This is a genomic window from Corynebacterium phoceense (assembly GCF_900092335.1).
Lineage (GTDB): Bacteria > Actinomycetota > Actinomycetes > Mycobacteriales > Mycobacteriaceae > Corynebacterium > Corynebacterium phoceense.
This window is the reverse complement of record NZ_LT596208.1, coordinates 689,703-704,707: the sequence shown is the minus strand read 5'-3', so window position 1 is coordinate 704,707 and position 15,005 is coordinate 689,703. Positions and strand designations below refer to the sequence as shown.

20 protein-coding genes are annotated in these 15,005 nt (G+C 60.3%); 9 read left to right on the top strand and 11 right to left on the bottom strand.

Going from position 1 to position 15,005, the window contains the following annotated elements:
• Both BN9444_RS07445 and BN9444_RS07440 read right to left on the bottom strand, forming a co-directional pair.
• Nucleotides 1–408, bottom strand: a complete 408-nt coding sequence (locus BN9444_RS07445; protein WP_141681520.1) for a DUF7977 family protein — start codon at nt 406–408, stop codon at nt 1–3.
• A gap of 98 nt (nt 409–506) precedes the next feature.
• Complete coding sequence (locus tag BN9444_RS07440; RefSeq protein ID WP_068801686.1) at nt 507–2,087, bottom strand: ABC-F family ATP-binding cassette domain-containing protein; 1,581 nt, start codon at nt 2,085–2,087, stop codon at nt 507–509.
• A 163-nt stretch (nt 2,088–2,250) separates the two neighbouring features.
• Here BN9444_RS07440 and BN9444_RS07435 point away from each other — a divergent pair, with 163 nt between their 5' ends.
• Nucleotides 2,251–3,003 (top strand): hypothetical protein, encoded by a 753-nt coding sequence (locus tag BN9444_RS07435; protein ID WP_068801685.1) that lies wholly within the window; start codon nt 2,251–2,253, stop codon nt 3,001–3,003.
• Nucleotides 3,004–3,103: 100 nt separating this feature from the next.
• Here the strand turns inward: BN9444_RS07435 and BN9444_RS07430 are convergent, their stop codons facing one another.
• The 5 genes from BN9444_RS07430 to BN9444_RS07415 all read right to left on the bottom strand — a co-directional run bounded on the left by BN9444_RS07430 (nt 3,104) and on the right by BN9444_RS07415 (nt 8,050).
• Complete coding sequence (locus BN9444_RS07430) at nt 3,104–3,898, bottom strand: HAD hydrolase family protein (RefSeq protein ID WP_068802168.1); 795 nt, start codon at nt 3,896–3,898, stop codon at nt 3,104–3,106.
• A gap of 19 nt (nt 3,899–3,917) precedes the next feature.
• Entirely contained in the window at nt 3,918–5,942 is a 2,025-nt protein-coding gene (gene ligA, locus BN9444_RS07425; RefSeq protein WP_066491024.1) for an NAD-dependent DNA ligase LigA, read from the bottom strand.
• A 65-nt stretch (nt 5,943–6,007) separates the two neighbouring features.
• Nucleotides 6,008–6,355: a hypothetical protein gene (locus BN9444_RS14260; protein WP_141681519.1), complete on the bottom strand. Its 348-nt coding sequence runs from the start codon at nt 6,353–6,355 to the stop codon at nt 6,008–6,010.
• A gap of 250 nt (nt 6,356–6,605) precedes the next feature.
• Nucleotides 6,606–7,355 carry a hypothetical protein gene (locus tag BN9444_RS07420; RefSeq protein ID WP_066491022.1) on the bottom strand — a complete coding sequence of 250 codons (750 nt, stop codon included), beginning with the start codon at nt 7,353–7,355 and terminating at the stop codon, nt 6,606–6,608.
• Nucleotides 7,352–8,050, bottom strand: a complete 699-nt coding sequence (locus tag BN9444_RS07415) for a helix-turn-helix domain-containing protein (RefSeq protein WP_077210060.1) — start codon at nt 8,048–8,050, stop codon at nt 7,352–7,354. Before BN9444_RS07415 ends, BN9444_RS07420 begins: the two co-directional genes overlap by 4 nt.
• A gap of 150 nt (nt 8,051–8,200) precedes the next feature.
• Here BN9444_RS07415 and BN9444_RS15550 point away from each other — a divergent pair, with 150 nt between their 5' ends.
• From BN9444_RS15550 to BN9444_RS07405, 3 genes are read left to right on the top strand one after another with little or no spacing between them, the layout of a single operon-like run.
• Nucleotides 8,201–8,749: a putative glycolipid-binding domain-containing protein gene (locus tag BN9444_RS15550; RefSeq protein WP_196131145.1), complete on the top strand. Its 549-nt coding sequence runs from the start codon at nt 8,201–8,203 to the stop codon at nt 8,747–8,749.
• Nucleotides 8,750–8,809: 60 nt separating this feature from the next.
• Nucleotides 8,810–9,064 carry a type II toxin-antitoxin system Phd/YefM family antitoxin gene (locus tag BN9444_RS07410; RefSeq protein WP_066491016.1) on the top strand — a complete coding sequence of 85 codons (255 nt, stop codon included), beginning with the start codon at nt 8,810–8,812 and terminating at the stop codon, nt 9,062–9,064.
• Between the two features lie 5 nt (nt 9,065–9,069).
• Nucleotides 9,070–9,333 carry a Txe/YoeB family addiction module toxin gene (locus tag BN9444_RS07405; protein WP_066491014.1) on the top strand — a complete coding sequence of 88 codons (264 nt, stop codon included), beginning with the start codon at nt 9,070–9,072 and terminating at the stop codon, nt 9,331–9,333.
• Between the two features lie 12 nt (nt 9,334–9,345).
• Here BN9444_RS07405 and BN9444_RS07400 read toward each other — a convergent pair whose 3' ends face one another.
• Together BN9444_RS07400 and BN9444_RS07395 are read right to left on the bottom strand one after the other, a co-directional pair.
• On the bottom strand, nt 9,346–9,528 hold the full coding sequence (locus BN9444_RS07400; RefSeq protein ID WP_066491012.1) for a hypothetical protein: 183 nt from the start codon (nt 9,526–9,528) through the stop codon (nt 9,346–9,348).
• The gene (locus BN9444_RS07395) at nt 9,529–9,765 is read right to left on the bottom strand and encodes an alcohol dehydrogenase catalytic domain-containing protein (protein ID WP_309473687.1); all 237 of its coding nucleotides are present in this window, start codon (nt 9,763–9,765) and stop codon (nt 9,529–9,531) included.
• 234 nt (nt 9,766–9,999) lie between these two features.
• On the opposite strand from BN9444_RS07395, the gene BN9444_RS07390 reads away from it, so the two are divergent.
• From BN9444_RS07390 to BN9444_RS07375, 4 genes are all read left to right on the top strand, one after another.
• Nucleotides 10,000–10,668, top strand: a complete 669-nt coding sequence (locus tag BN9444_RS07390; protein WP_066491007.1) for a 3'-5' exonuclease — start codon at nt 10,000–10,002, stop codon at nt 10,666–10,668.
• Nucleotides 10,669–10,869: 201 nt separating this feature from the next.
• The gene (locus tag BN9444_RS07385) at nt 10,870–11,367 is read left to right on the top strand and encodes an ArsR/SmtB family transcription factor (RefSeq protein ID WP_068802167.1); all 498 of its coding nucleotides are present in this window, start codon (nt 10,870–10,872) and stop codon (nt 11,365–11,367) included.
• Nucleotides 11,367–12,353 (top strand): serine hydrolase domain-containing protein, encoded by a 987-nt coding sequence (locus BN9444_RS07380; RefSeq protein ID WP_068801682.1) that lies wholly within the window; start codon nt 11,367–11,369, stop codon nt 12,351–12,353. The genes BN9444_RS07385 and BN9444_RS07380 overlap by 1 nt, the downstream gene beginning before the upstream one ends.
• Complete coding sequence (locus tag BN9444_RS07375) at nt 12,350–12,640, top strand: hypothetical protein (protein ID WP_141628778.1); 291 nt, start codon at nt 12,350–12,352, stop codon at nt 12,638–12,640. The genes BN9444_RS07380 and BN9444_RS07375 overlap by 4 nt, the downstream gene beginning before the upstream one ends.
• On the opposite strand, the gene BN9444_RS07370 is transcribed toward BN9444_RS07375, so the two are convergent.
• Nucleotides 12,583–13,506 (bottom strand): uroporphyrinogen decarboxylase/cobalamine-independent methonine synthase family protein, encoded by a 924-nt coding sequence (locus BN9444_RS07370; RefSeq protein WP_068801681.1) that lies wholly within the window; start codon nt 13,504–13,506, stop codon nt 12,583–12,585. The two genes, BN9444_RS07375 and BN9444_RS07370, sit on opposite strands and share 58 nt — an antisense overlap.
• A gap of 31 nt (nt 13,507–13,537) precedes the next feature.
• Here BN9444_RS07370 and BN9444_RS07365 point away from each other — a divergent pair, with 31 nt between their 5' ends.
• Nucleotides 13,538–13,900, top strand: coding sequence for a PH domain-containing protein (locus tag BN9444_RS07365; protein WP_066490995.1), 363 nt, complete (start codon nt 13,538–13,540; stop codon nt 13,898–13,900).
• Here BN9444_RS07365 and mnmA read toward each other — a convergent pair.
• Entirely contained in the window at nt 13,897–14,982 is a 1,086-nt protein-coding gene (gene mnmA, locus BN9444_RS07360; protein ID WP_068801680.1) for a tRNA 2-thiouridine(34) synthase MnmA, read from the bottom strand. The genes BN9444_RS07365 and mnmA overlap by 4 nt on opposite strands.
• Nucleotides 14,983–15,005: the final 23 nt, after the last annotated feature.

The window sequence follows — 15,005 nt, the reverse complement described above, 5'->3', positions numbered from 1 at the left end:
CTACCTCGTTCCCCTGCCACCAAGCTTGCCCAAACCCCACGCGACGACCATGAAGATCGGAATGTAGATCCACGCTCCGTCGTTAAAGTACATCCGCGACGCCACCCACGTCGCGACACCAACAAGAATGGGCAGCGTCCACGAAGGACGGAATCCGCGCGCGTCAACGAACGACAACACCGCCGTGAGCACAAGATAAGCAGCAACGACCGTCCATCCAGCGGCGTTAGCAGGGACCAGCACGCTGATTATCCACGGCGCGAAAACTAGTGCGGCTACCAGCTCAACTGGAATCACCCAGTGCCAGCCGGTGCGCTTTTCTTCAGATTCCTCTTCCTCCGCATCCTCGGTGGGGACGGGATGCGCAACCGATTCCTGTTCGATGTCGAAGACTTCGTCGTTGTTCACGTCAGACACGCTAACAAGCATTTCGACTAAATGACACCGTTATGCAATTACGTTTCAGTCTCGATTTCCTGCTTCCAACCGCCTCAACGCGAATGAAGTTAAAGGTCAATCCACCCTTCGAGTCCAATGTCTTCACAGAATTTCTCGTCATGGCTCACCACAATGAGTGCACCTTCAAAGCCTGCGAGTGTGTCCACCAACCACTGCACCGTGCTCAGGTCTAGGTTGTTCGTTGGCTCGTCGAGGAGCAACAGCCGCGGCGCCGGTTGGGCCAGCAACGTCCGCGCGACTTCCACACGGAATCGCTCGCCGCCCGACAGTTCGCCGCACTTCTTGGAAACATCGTCGTTGATAAAGAGCAACTGTGCGAGGTGGTCCCGAAGCCGCTGCGGATCGGCTTCCGGGTTTGCCGCTCGAACCACGTCCCACACGGTGTTCTCAGCAGGCAGAGTGATGAGTTGTCGGACGAAGCCAATGTCGGAAAGTGCGTAGGCCACCTGGAAATTGGACCGCGCAGCTGCATCCGCATCACCCGCTATGGTTCGGAGGAGCGTCGTCTTTCCGGAACCATTTGCCCCGCTCAGCCGAAGTCGTTCGGGCCCGGTAACGATGAGCGAGCGTTCTCCCCCACGCGGAGTCAGCTCCACCACCTTCGTTCCCTGTGGCAATCGCGATTCCGGCAAGTGAAGAAACACTGAAGCGTCATCGCGAATGCGCAATTGTGCCTCGTATTCCTCGCGCCGCGCGTCCTCCACCGACGCGGCGTGCGACGAGTGACGGCGCGCTGCCGATCGTTCCGAGCGTTGTTTATCAAGCCCCATCGCCATACCAGGTTTACGCTTCGACGCAGCAAACTTCTTTCCGCGACGAACATCACGCGCGAGTCGAGTTTCCATCTCTTGGCGTTTGCGCACAGCCTGCTTTCGTTGCGACCGTGCCTCCGTCCAGGCCTGTACCGCCTTCTCCTGTTCACGGGCAATCACCGATTCATACGCCGAATAATTCCCGGGGAAACTACGCACACGGCCGGCAAAGAATTCAATAATTTCGTCTGCCATGCTCAACAGCTCGCGATCATGGCTCACCACCACAACGGGTACCGTCGATCTGGCCAGAAACTCATACACAGCCTCACGGCCTGCGCGGTCGAGATTATTGGTCGGTTCATCCAGCAAATACAGCTCCGGCGTGCGCAGCTGCAATCCAGCAAGCGCGACCTTGACGGCTTCGCCGCCCGAAAGAGACTGAGCAGCACGCGACAGATTCTTAGGCTCGGAAATTCCAGCATCGGACAGTACCGTCTCTGCGTGCTCACGAATATCCCAGTGCCCCTCGACCAGCTCGAAATCGTGCTCATCAACGCCACCGCTTTCGATGCGCTCCAGAGCTTCCACGATGTCCCGAATACCCAAGAGGTCAAGAACCGAGTGCCCTTCCACTGATGCATGTTGCGGCAAATATCCACGGCGTTCGGGCACGCGGAACGAACCGGAGCTCGGCATAAGCTCGCCTGCGAGTATCTTGAGGAAACTGCTTTTCCCAGAGCCGTTATCGCCGACAATCGCTGTCACGCGGCGATTGATATCCACGGAGACCTCTGCGAAGCACTGGGTTCCGTCTGGCCAGGTAAGAGAAAGATGATCCGTAGAGACGACGGAATGAAAGAAGTTGGCAGCCATGAGTGAGCCTTTCAGCAGTTGGTGTACAAGCTGAAGGCCGTGCCTCGGCGCTTCAGCGGATTACTTGACAAGCACTTCGCTGTTCACTGGTCTTCCTTTGTTCGATAATTCGGACACCTAAGACTGTATCAGCTCGGGCCACCGGCATGTTAGCTTCGGGATCATGGATGCAGTCCTGATCACCACCTTGTTTGTCGCACCGCCCGCCCGGCTCACGGAAGCCTATGAGCTCTATCGCACTCGAGCGAACGCTGCCGATGCCGCCGTCCTCGCCCAGTCCACACACCCGCGCCCAGTCACCGATGACCCTTACACGCTGTGGGAGCTGCGCTCCGAGGCCGCCTTCTACCGTCTCACACAGCCGCAAAAGATGGAGCTCTTCGAGTTGCGCAGCCTAGTGCGCTACAACAGCGACGACGATAAAATTTTCGATCGCGTGCACGAGAAGTTCTTCTTCGAGGACCACGACGAACCCACGGTGTTCCCTGGCCAAGTCTCTCAGAGCCCCAGTGTGAAACTCCCGGAATCCGCACCAGAGCGGATGCCGGGTCAGCTCAATTACCTACGGATTTCGTTCCTCAGCCAAGAGACGAACGCCACAACCGTCTCTCAGACCTTCCAAAAGTTCATTGAGAAAGTGGCCGCCTTCGCCTATCTCGAGGACACCGAGGGCTGCATCAGCTCCGAAAACCCTAAAATCGCCGGGCCATTGTGGGTCCGCAATTCGACGCACACTGCGGCAGGCGTCGGCGACGGCGCGTTCCCCTTAGCAAAACACCTGTGGGTCGGCTACGCCCTGTGTGAGGCCTCGGCCGACGAGGCCGCGGCGCTCCTGCCCGACCGCACGGATCCGGACTGCACGATCCTTGGCCAGGTGGAGCAGCTCGACACGCTAACGACGAATCTCGCCGAGTAAGCCTCATCGCGACGGAAGAAGCACCACCCCGGTGATATGCGCATGTCGCGCGAGGATCACTCCGGGGCTTTCGACGCAAGCATCGCAATAAACGGAGGACTCAGTCGCCTCCGGACGCTGAGAGCCCCGCTCTGGCGAGTCGCAGACCAGCAGGTACGTCGGCAACCACGTGATGAGCGCGAGCCTGTACGTCGGGGTGTGCATGCGGGAAGGTGAAGGAGGCATCGGCAAGCTCATGCATGGGCAGGTCATTAAAGCTATCGCCGAAGGTGAAGAGCTCAACCTCGGCGCGGGGCAGGCCGAGATGTTCGAGGAGCCAGGTCAGGCCCGTGCCCTTGGTATGGCCGGGCGGCATCATGTCGAAGAAGCCGGTGTTAAGCGAGGTCGAGACGTCGTAGCGCTCGTTGATCCACGGGATAATCTGATTCTGTAGCGGCTGATTGTCCGGCATGTAGGCCGAGAGCAGCACGACCTTTTCGTCTTCGAGCTCCGCACGAGAGACGACGCGCGGGCACTGGATGAAGGCGTTGGAGGATTCCGGAATGCCTTGCGTGACGATGCCGTCCGCGCCGTCGAGCGTCGTGCAATACAGGTTGAGCCCCGGTGTGCCTTCGAGGTGCGCGGCGACCTCATTGACGATCTCTGCGTCCAAGTGGTGCTCGTAGAGGACCTGGTAGTCCGCGTCCGTGATGACGGTGCCGTTGTAGAGGACGTGGTAGTCCATGTCGACGCCGAAGGGCTCGAGCGCGCGGCGGACCGAGTCGATGGACTTGCCCGTCGCGGAGACCGCGAGATTGCCCGCGGCGCACCAGTCCGTGATGGCCTGGACCGTTTCAGGCGCGATCGCGTGATCGATGTAGACGGTGCCGTCCATATCGAATGCCGCAATCTTCATGGACAACACTGTAGTGGGTTTAGGCCTCGCCCGTGTCCAATAGTTTCTGAAAGCCGGCTTCGTCGAGGATCGTGAGCCCTAAGTCGCGGGCCTTCTGCTCCTTGGAGCCAGCGTTTTCGCCAACCACAACGTAGTTAGTCTTCTTCGACACCGAGCCCGAGGCCTTACCACCGCGGGTGAGAATAGCTTCCTTGGCGCTGTCGCGCGTGAAGTTCTCCAGGGTTCCGGTAACGACGATGGTGAGCCCCTCGAGGGTTTGCTCCTTCTTGTCGGTCTCGGCGACCTCCATGGACACGCCGGCGTTCGTCCACTTTTCCACGATCTCGCGGTGCCAGTCGACGTCGAACCAGCTCTTGAAGCTCTCTGCGATAATGCCGCCCACGCCGTCGGTCTCCGCGAGGTCCTCCACCGGCGCCGCGCGCAGAGCCTCCATCGAGCCATAGCGCGTGGCCAGCGCACGCGCGGCGATAGGACCAACATGGCGGATGGACAGGGAGACGAGGACGCGCCAGAAATCTGCGTTCCGGGCGGTCTTCAGGTTCTCTAGCAGCTTCTTGCCCGGCGCGTTAAGCTTGCCGGCCTTGGTCGTATAAGCGCTGGTTCCCAGCAGCTTGTCCTCGTCGAGGTCGAAGAGATCGCCTTCGTCGTGGAGCACACCGGATTCGATGAGGTCGCGAGCTGCTTCCTCACCGAGCGCCTCGATATCAAGTCCCTTGCGGGAAGCCAAGTATTCCAGACGCGCGGAAAGCTGCGCCGGGCAGCTGCGGGTATTCGGGCAGCGCCAGTCTGCGTCGCCATCTTTCTGTGGGGCGAGCTTCGTGCCGCAGGACGGGCAGTTAGCCGGGAAATGCCACTCTTCCTCGGTGCCGTCGCGCTTCTCGGCGACAGGTCCGAGAACCTCCGGAATAATCTCGCCGGCCTTGCGGATGATGATGGTATCCCCGATGAGCACGCCCTTGCGCTTGACCTCGGACTGGTTGTGCAGCGTGGCGCGCGAGACCGTCGACCCGGAGACGAACACCGGCTCCATCACGGCGTACGGGGTCACGCGACCGGTGCGCCCCACGCCGACCTCGATGCCGAGCAGCTTCGTGGTCACTTCCTCCGGCGGGTACTTGTACGCAATCGCCCAGCGCGGCGCGCGCGACGTCGCACCCAGCGCGCGCTGCGAAGCCAAGTCGTCCACTTTGACCACGAGGCCGTCCATCTCAAAGATGGCGTCGTGGCGATGGTCCGCCCAATACTTCACGCGGTCTTGGACATCCTTGGCGGAGGTCACCTGCTCCGTGTATGGGGAGACCGGCAGGCCCCAGGCCTCCATCGCCTTGTAGGCGTCGTGCTGACTCGTGGGCGCGAAGCCTTCGCGCGCGCCGATGCCGTGGCAGACCATGTGGAGACGACGCTTCTTCACGTCTTCAGGATCCTTCATGCGCAGGCCGCCCGCCGCCGCGTTGCGCGGGTTGGCAAACGCCGGCTTGCCGTCGGAGAGTCGCTCCTCGTTAATCGCGCCAAACTCTTCCGGGCGCATGTAGACCTCGCCGCGGATTTCCACAAGCGCCGGAACCGGATACTCCTCGGTGCCTGTGAGCTCGTGCGGGATATCCTCGATAACGCGGGCGTTGTTCGTGATGTCCTCGCCCACGCGGCCGTCGCCACGGGTGGCGGCAGTCGTGAGCTTTCCGTCGCGGTAGACCAGGTCGATAGACAGACCATCGATCTTCAACTCGGTGAGGTACGTCTTCGCCGGGGTGCGGTCCAGCCAGTCCTGCATCTCGGACTCGCTAAAGACGTTATCCAGGCTCATGAGCCGCTCGAGGTGCTCGATATCCGCTGCGCCCTCCGGTGCCGCGCCCACTTCCTGGGTCGGCGAATCCGGCACGGCCAGCTCGGGATGCTCGGCCTCCAGCTCCTGGAGACGACGGAACAGCGCATCGAAGTCCGCGTCCGGAATGATGGGCTGATCGTTGTAGTAGAGCTCGCGGTGGCGGCGCACCTCTTGGGCGAGCTCGGACCATTCGCGTTGGATATCAACTGGGTTAGTCACGAGGGACAGTCTAGTGAAGTGGCGGACATGACTTCGAACTACATCGGCCTCCCGTGGCATCTTTTTTACACCGCGGGACGCTCCCACAAACTTTCCGAATCTGTAGCCGTAGCAATAAGCTTTCGAAGCTCTGCAACAGAAATAGTTGCGTCATCATCGACAGCGTAGGCAACTGCTGTTTCGAAAATTACTCTGAGTACTAGGCCAGTGGTTTCACCGCGTTGTGCAGCAATGTCACGAACCTTGTTAGAAACGCTCGTTGGCAATCTGACCGTAAAGGCGCTCATAGGCTCCGCAGCATTATGGCCTGCTTTATCGTGTGCACCGTTCTCAGGCTCGCTATCAGCCGACATTTCAATTTCCGCAGAAAAATCATTTCGCGACCGTCGCTCGCTTCGAGCTAGTACCACCATGGCGTATCTGCCAACATTGGTCGTCCCGAAACAAGCATGATTTCATTCCGGCCATCGAGATATTTCTTGGGGTGCGAGCCTAAAACTTCTTCTACTTCCCTCGGAACGATATTGTGCCGAGCGATATGTGCCTCGATGTCTTCGTTCCATGTCAGCTCATGCCACATCCGCCGGGGTTCCGCCGATCAAAATACGTATCGTACGCGCCAACTAGGCAGTGTTCGAGAGCCGCTTGATTCAACTGTTCGGACTAACCAATCCTTCGCACAATGGTCGCGACTGCTTCTGCCGGAGCATCACACCAGACCCGCACGTCGTTGATCGATACGGCATGTTCCTTTTGCCACGGCCATCTCGGTGCTGAAACAAGCACAGGAGACGCCAGCTCGATATGGATGTTCGTCCCATCGCCATTCCCTAGAATCAATGTATCTACGTCGACAGCGTGCCGCTCATGTGAATAGCCACGCGACTGCACGATGCTCGCGACTGCACTTGGGGCGATACGTGCGATATCTCGCCCCGCATGCCGCAGTACGAGGTCTCCATCAACGAAATGTGGATAGACGAAAGCTGCCCCAAACACGCCCCACAGCAAGACGAGCGAATAGAGGGAAACTACGAGGATGACTGCGCGCAGCCAGACCCACGGCACCAGGAGCTCGATTGCAATGCATTCAATCCCCGTTGCACCTGTAACCGCAGCCGGAATTACCCACCACCCGCGATACGAATCAAGGGCCACTCCCGAGTAGCGTCGTTGTCGCAGAAGCAGCAAGACACCGGTCGTCAGCACCTGAAGCTCCGATTTCACTGCCCGAACTGGCACCAAATCCTTGTCACGATTGGCAAAGAGAAAGAGGCCTGCAAGAAAAAGTTCGAGAGCAATAAATCCCGCGACTATCTCGGATCCTTGTCCGAGCCCAGCGACAACGATGAATAGTTCTACCGCAAGAACAGTGCCGAAGAGTACTGATATAAGGACTGCACGGGCTTTCATCGCCGTATCAACTCCAGCGCCACCACCTGTCCATTATGTGCTGCGATGTCGTTCGGTTGGAGGTCTAAATACCCCGGGGTTAACGTCTCAATAATCCCGTTCATGACGCCGTCGGAATAGGCTGCAAACCACTGTTCCGCGAGCGCATCGCACTTCGGGCCAGGCTCGGTTTCCCCCAGTTGTACCCACAGCTGGTGGTGCTGCCTCACTGCGGAAACACACTCTGCCGAGTGAACGTTGGCTTGGAGCACTCGCCACGTCTGGTCGGTGGCGACCCCCGAATAGGACATGAGATTCCACGCATCGATCTCCTGTGCAATGTCCTGTTCCGACAATCCACCGGCTGCAAGCACCTTCTCCACTTCAGCCATAAGCTCACGAGGTGCCGGCATCGGTGGATTGTCCCTGAGTCGAAGGAGCCGGACACGTTGCTCACCTAGCTCAACAATTTTGCGATCAATTTCGGCAAGTGCGGCATCATACAACTCGTCTTCGGAATCAACGACCACGGATTTGAGCGGAATTCCTGCCACGACCAGTTGTCGAACTTTCACTAGAGCCGCGAGGTCCGCAAGAGAGTAGTCCCGGTACCCATTCGCTTTCCGCTCAGGTTCCGGAACCACACCCTGTTGGTGATAGTGACGAATGGTGCGAACACTACAGCCTAGCGCTCGGGCGACTTCAGAGATCCTCATAAGGCTTTTATAAACTATGACGTCGCGTCAAGGTCAAGGCACGAACGGCTACGGTTTAAAGGTTCACGTATTTTTGCCACATGGTTTCCTACACGTGGCGCAGCCGTATCGACAGCCAACAGGTTGACAACTACGACATCGAGTTTCTCGGTGGTGCTCCGCGCCCAAGGCCTACAACTCACAGACAAATACGTTGCGCGTTGGCAGCTCACGGCACCGTCTAATTGGACAACCTCGCACTTCAGCTTCAGCGCCACCGTGCAGGGTAAGGATAATTGGTCGTCCTCCATCGCGGCTTCAGGCAATCAGCCCACGGGACTCCCTGCGTCAGGACTCGACGCTGGAGTAGATCTCTCCAGCGCATTAGACATCGATTTGGGACGTTGCCCAATGACGAACAGGATGCCCATTCGGTGGCTCGGCCGGCTTGAGGACGACGTTGTCCGCACGCCATTCATCATGGCGTGGATTGATATGCCTCTCTGCGCGTCATCGCAAGCGACCACTACTCTCCCTCAGCAACCAAGAGTTCCGTGCGCTACGAGTCAGGAACACGGGACGTCAACGTCCTCCTCAAAGTCGACGTCAACGGAGATGCCTTCGACTATCCCGCTCTCGCACGGTGAGTCTCGACCGCGCATCACTCCCGGACCCCTCATCGTTAGTGCCGAGTCTAACGAACTTGACAGCAGCAGTTGACGCACAAAAAGAGCAAACGTACAATTTTTTGTACAATCCCAGACGTTAAGGAGATTTACGATGCGCACCATGACTTACTCCGATTCTCGAGCTCATTATGCCGAGGTACTCGATTCCGTCGTGGATGACCGAGAAGAGGTCATCATTACTCGAAACGGCAAAGAATCAGCCGTTATTGTTTCGCTCGATGATTACAACTCACTTCGGGAAACCGCCTATCTTATGCGCTCTCCTGCCAATGCCCGCCGCCTCTTCGATGCAATTGAGCGCCTAGAAAACGGCAGCGGAACCGAGCACGCTCTCGTCGAGGACTAGCCTCCATGAAGCTCGTCTGGGACGACAACGCGTGGGAGGACTACGTATGGTGGCAAACCCAAGATCGCAAGGTCCTCAAGCGCATTAATGCCCTCATCAAGGACATTGAGCGCAACGGAAACGAGGGCATCGGAAAGCCGGAACCGCTCAAACATGATTTTGTAGGCTACTGGTCACGGCGTATCACCGATGAACATCGCCTGGTCTTTAAAGTCACCGACGATGCCGTGCTTATCGCCATGTGCCGTTATCACTACGGGCAATGCTAGCGCGGACGACCATTAGAAATTCAGCAACGCCTTCGTCGCGCGCCGTTCGTCCATGGCAGCGTAAGCCGTAGCGGGATCGGCAAGCGGCAATTCGAGGCCGAAGACCACGCCGGGGTCGATGGTGCCATCCTTGATGAGCTCGATCAGGTGCGGAATGCGCGCGTACTCGGCCCGGGTGCCGACGCCGCCAACCATCTACACGTGCGTGCAGAACGACTGATAGCCCGCCCGGCAGATCTCGCACGTGTTGTCCGAGGCGACGAAGGGCCCAACCACGAGAGCGCCGGCCTTGACGTTCTTGACCTCAGCCCCAACTTCTTCAACGACGCCGACGTATTCGTGTCCCATAACGCGATCCTGAATCTCGCCACCGAGGCCACTGTAGGCCCACAAGCCGGAACTGCACACGCGCGTCAGCTCCATCTTGATGATGGCGTCCGTCGGAGCTTCGAGCGTTGGATACTAGCGTTCGACGACGCGGACGAATCCGGCTTCGTGCATGACTACTGCGCGCAAAATGACTTTCTTCTCTATGAGATCGTGGGAGTGTCCCCAGAGGATCCGCGAGACGATACGCTGGCACTCTCACCTCGCGATCGCAGTCTCATGTCCGGCAGTTTTGACGTTCCTGTCTTCATGTCGAGGCGGGGCGCTAAGGTGTAAACCATGAACTTCGACGCCAGCCGCATGCTCTCTTTCGACCTCGAGACCACCTCCGTTAATCCCAAGGAAGCCCGCATCGTCACCTCCGCGCTCGTGCGCATTGATGGACGCGACGTCGACGCGCGCGAGATGCTCGCCGACCCGGGCGTGCCGATCCCTGAGGAAGCCGCCGCAGTCCACGGCATTACAACCGAAAAGGCCCAGGCCGAGGGCCGCCCGCACGATGAAGTCCTCGCCGAAACCGTTTCTGCAATCAAGCAGGCCTGGGCTGATGGACTCACGCTCATCGTCTACAACGCGCAATATGATCTCTCGGTGCTGCGCGCCCTCACCGGCGACTTCACGGTCGACGGCCCGGTCTTCGACCCCTTCGTTATCGACCGCGTCATGGACAAGTTCCGCAAGGGCAAGCGCACTTTGACGGATGTTTCCGCCCATTACGGCGTGGAGATCGGCAATGCGCACGAAGCCACTGCCGATGCCCTCGCTGCCGCCCGCGTTGCTTGGAAGCAGGTCCGCAAGTTCCCGGAGTTGACCGAGATGGACATGGACGAGCTCATGGAATTCCAAGCCGTTAAGTGGCACGAGGACCGTCTGAGCTTTAAGAAGTATCTCGAGGGCAAGGGCCGCGACGCCTCGGACGTTTCCACCGCGTGGCCGATGATTAGCTAAACTTCTCGAATTTCTCGACAGCCCGATTACCAGCAGATTCAGCGCCAAATCAGCCGATTTAACGTTCACGTTCGAGAAAACCTCCCTCCCCAAACGCCGCACGGCTCACCGCCGTGCGGCGTTCCTTTTGTCACGAGCGCGTCCCAATTTCCATAATTCTTGAAGTTTTTTGAATTTTCTGGAATTTTGGAATACATGACCATGACAGACCTCGTACAGCGCCTCGCCGAGGTGGAGCGACGCCTCGATGCTCTGGAGCACAAGCCCTCTGCAAAGCAGCAACCCGCGTCAGCCGACACTTTCTGGCTCCTTGACGCCCTTCAAGCCGGTCCCGAGATCCCGGATGGCTCCGTCGCCTTCGGCGGCGACGTCCAGCTCGGCGGAGGCAGCTACCAATACCAATGGCAGCGCCCCACCCACGCCGTGACAGACGAGCCGTGGACTGACGCCATTACCCGCCTTTCTGCGCTCGCGCACCCCCTGCGCGCGGAAATTCTCCGCCGTCTCCTCGCGGCCCCTGCGACGGCAGCCGACCTCGTGGAGGAGGGCATCGTGAGTTCCACGAGCACCGCCTACCACCATCTCAACGAGCTCAGCCCCGCCGGCTGGATTACCAAAGCCAAAGCGTCCACGTTTGAAATCCGCGCCAGCCGCGTCATTCCGCTGATGACCATCATCATCGCAGGAGAGGACCACTAATGAATAAGCGAATCATTGCATCCGTTGTTGCCGCAGTCTTCGTCGCCGCAGTACTCATCAGCTCCGGGCCCCGCGGAATCGCCACCGAGTCACGTCGTACCGGCACGCTCGACCTCACAAGCCACGCGGAGCGCGGCCATCATCAACTCGCCGCTTTCGTCCTCACCGACGGCACGCCCGAGTTCGGCGGCCTCGGCGCCGACGAGCACACTGAGGTTGAAATCGGCTCCGTGACCAAAATGTTCACCGTCGAAATCACACAGCAGCTTATCGAGGAAGGAGTACTCTCCCGCGACACTCGTGTCGGCGAAGTCCTTGACCTCGGGGACTCCCCCGCCGCCGACATCACTGTCAAGGAACTCGCCACTCACACCTCAGGCCTTCCGCGTCTCGCCAACCCCGACTTCTTTCGCAGTCTCGTCACAATGGTCAGAAACGGAAATCCCTATGCGGGTGAGACAACCGAAGACATTCTCGATGCCGCCCGCACCGCGAAACTCGAAAACCGCGGTACGGAGCAGTACTCCAACTTCGGCTACGCGCTCCTCGGCGCCCTGCTCGCGGAGAAGACCGGCACTCCCTACGAGGAACTCGTGCGCACCCGCATCTTTGAGCCCGCCGGCATGACGGAGTCCTACGTCGCGCTCCCCGGCACCGTGCCTGCCGATGCCCCGCGCGGCCTCGCCCCCAATGGCCGCACCGCCGCAGCGTGGGAGCTCGACGGCGATGCCCCTGCTGGCGGCATTCGATCCACCGCCGCAGACATGGCGAAATTCGCCGCCTGGATGTGCGACCACGGACACTTCGATCTCGGTTGGGAGAAGGAAGACAACAGTGACGGCACCTACTGGCACAACGGCGGCACCGGTGGCTACAGCACGATGCTCATCATCCAGCCCGAGCAGCACCGCGCCGCCTACGCCAGCAATGACGGCATGACCGGCGTCGAAGACCTTGCCCGCGCGCTATTTAAGGAGCACGCATGATGGCCATCGGTATCGCCCTCGCCTACTCAGCAGGACTGCTCTGGAGCACCTGGCGCCTGCGCACGCGGCCGCTATCCCTCCTGAACTTTCTAGCCAACGCGCTCTTCGACATCGCGCTCGCCTTCTATTTCGGCCGCGCGCTCGCCTGGAACCCCGGCGCCCTGTGGGCGTGGTACATCCTCGTCGCCGCCGTAACTCTACGCATCGGCGTTGGTGCCTACCAGCTGTTTTATAAGTCCCCTGCGTCACGCTCAAGCATGCCCGCGACCTCAGCCGCGAAGCGGTAGTCGCGCGCGGCGTCCCGGACGGGCCACGGGTTGATATCGACGTGCGTGACGAGCAGCTCGCGACTATGTCCCAGGCGGTCGACGTGCTGGGCCACGGCGATCGCGGCGGCGCGGGCATCGGTGAAGGTGCGCGGATCGAGTGCCAGGCCCACACGGCGGCTGGCCTCGAGGTGCTCGCCCAAGCCGTCGAGGTTCGCTGGCGTATCGAGTCCCGCGAAGTCGACAAGCAGTGTGCCCGCCGAGGCCAGCGGCCAGAGATTCCCGGCGCGCAGGTAATCCGCGCCGAGCTCCTCCAGCCTCGCGATCGCGACCTCCTCCGGTACTGCCCGGATTGGGTCGAAGTCGGTGGTGCCTGGGATGCGGCCTGCGAGGGCATCGGCAAGCTGAGGCTCATCGAGTTGGAGGGCAACCTCAGCGTTGAAGCGGCGGGCTACCTCCGCGGAGTGAGCCTGGATGCCTTCGAGGAGCGCAGCATGCAGGTCTTCGCGGGCGCCGCGGTCGGTAATCACGCGGTGACCGTTCGACAACTCAACAGCGGCGGCGAGTGTCCACGGACCCACGGCCTGGATCTTCACGCGTGGAACATGCTCGCCCCAGACCTCCACGATGGCGTCGAGGTCACGTTCCATGCGGTCCCACACGCGGCGGGTCTCGCGCTGTGGGCGCGCGGCCATCTGCCACGAGCGCGGGCCACGGTCGACGGTGAGCGTCTCGAGCAGGCCGGCGGTGCGGCCGATAGCATCAGAACCCAGGCCTCGGTCCGGCAGCTGCGGCAGATGCGGAAGGGCGCCGGTCTCCCCCATCACGATATCGGCGGCCTCAGACATGGAAGTGCCCGGCATGGGGCCTAATCCGAAACCGGTCATAGGTGCGCATCCTTTTGTTAGGTTGGTGGCTATGGCTTACGACAGTATCGCAACATGGTGGTTCAACGACGAAACCGACATTCCAGCGGACGTGCCGCTCGTGCCCGGCGAAGAAGCTATCGCCGCGTATACGACGCTGCGCGACGTCGCTGTCTTCACCACGAAGCGGCTCATCGTGCGCGACGCGCAAGGCCTAACAGGCAAGAAGAAGGAAATCTACTCACTGCCGTACTCCTCCATCACGATGTGGTCATCTGAGAATGCAGGCAAGATCGACCTCGACGCGGAACTCGAGTTGTGGACCCGTGCCGGGCGCATCAAGGTCAGCGTTGGGAAAAAGGTCGATGTCCGCGCCTTGGACCAGCTGATCAGCCGCTGCGTGCTGGGAGCTTAGTTAGTCCCGTTGATGGTGCCAGACCCGATAACGATGTCGCCGAGCTCGTCCGGGCTGGGCAGGTAGAGTACGGCGGCCTGACCGCGGGCCACGCCGTCGAGCGGCTCGTCGAGTTCGAGCGTCATCGTGTCATTCGCGCGATCGACGACGGCGTGGCAGCGCACGACGGAGCCGTGGGCGCGGACCTGGACGTCGCAGTCGAACTCGCCGTCCATGGCCGGGTGCAGGTACTTAAGACGGTCCGCGGTGATGCGCGTGACCTTAAGATCCTCGCGGGAACCGACCGTGACGGTGCCGGTGGCGGCATCGATGTCCGTGACGTAGCGCGGGCGACCATCGGCAGCGGGGGCCTTGATATCGAGGCCCTTGCGCTGGCCGATAGTGAAGTTCCACGCACCGTCGTGTTCCTTGAGCTCGTGCCCTTCCTTGTCGATGATCATGCCCGGGCGCAGACCGATCTTGGAGCCCAGGAACGCCTGAGTGTTGCCGTCCGGGATGAAGCAAATGTCGTAGGAATCCGGCTTCGTCGCGGTGGAGAAACCGTGGCGCTTAGCCTCCTCGCGAATCTGCGGCTTGGGTGTGTCCCCAATCGGGAAGAAACAGTGGTCGAGCTCGTCCTTCGTGATGACACCCAGGACGTAGGACTGGTCCTTGTTTTCGTCGAGGGAGCGACGCATGTAGCCGTCCGAGTCGATGGTTGCGTAGTGGCCGGTCGCGACGGCATCGAAGCCCAGCGCCATGCCCTTGCGCAGGAGGGCTGCGAACTTTATCTTCTCGTTGCAGCGCAGGCACGGGTTAGGGGTCTCGCCGCGGGCGTAAGAGTCCACGAAATCGCCGATGACGGCTTCCTTAAACTCCTCCGAGAAGTCCCACACGTAGAAGGGAATGCCCAACTTGTCGCAAATGCGGCGAGCATCCGCGGAGTCCTCAAGCGAGCAGCAGCCGCGGGCCTTCTCACGGGTTTGCTGTGCGTCCTTGTGCAGCGCGAGGTGCACGCCCACGACCTCGTGGCCGGCCTCCACGGCGCGGGCGGCCGCCACAGAAGAATCGACGCCGCCGGACATTGCTACTAGAACTCGCATGGAGGTCAGTTTATCCCTTAAGG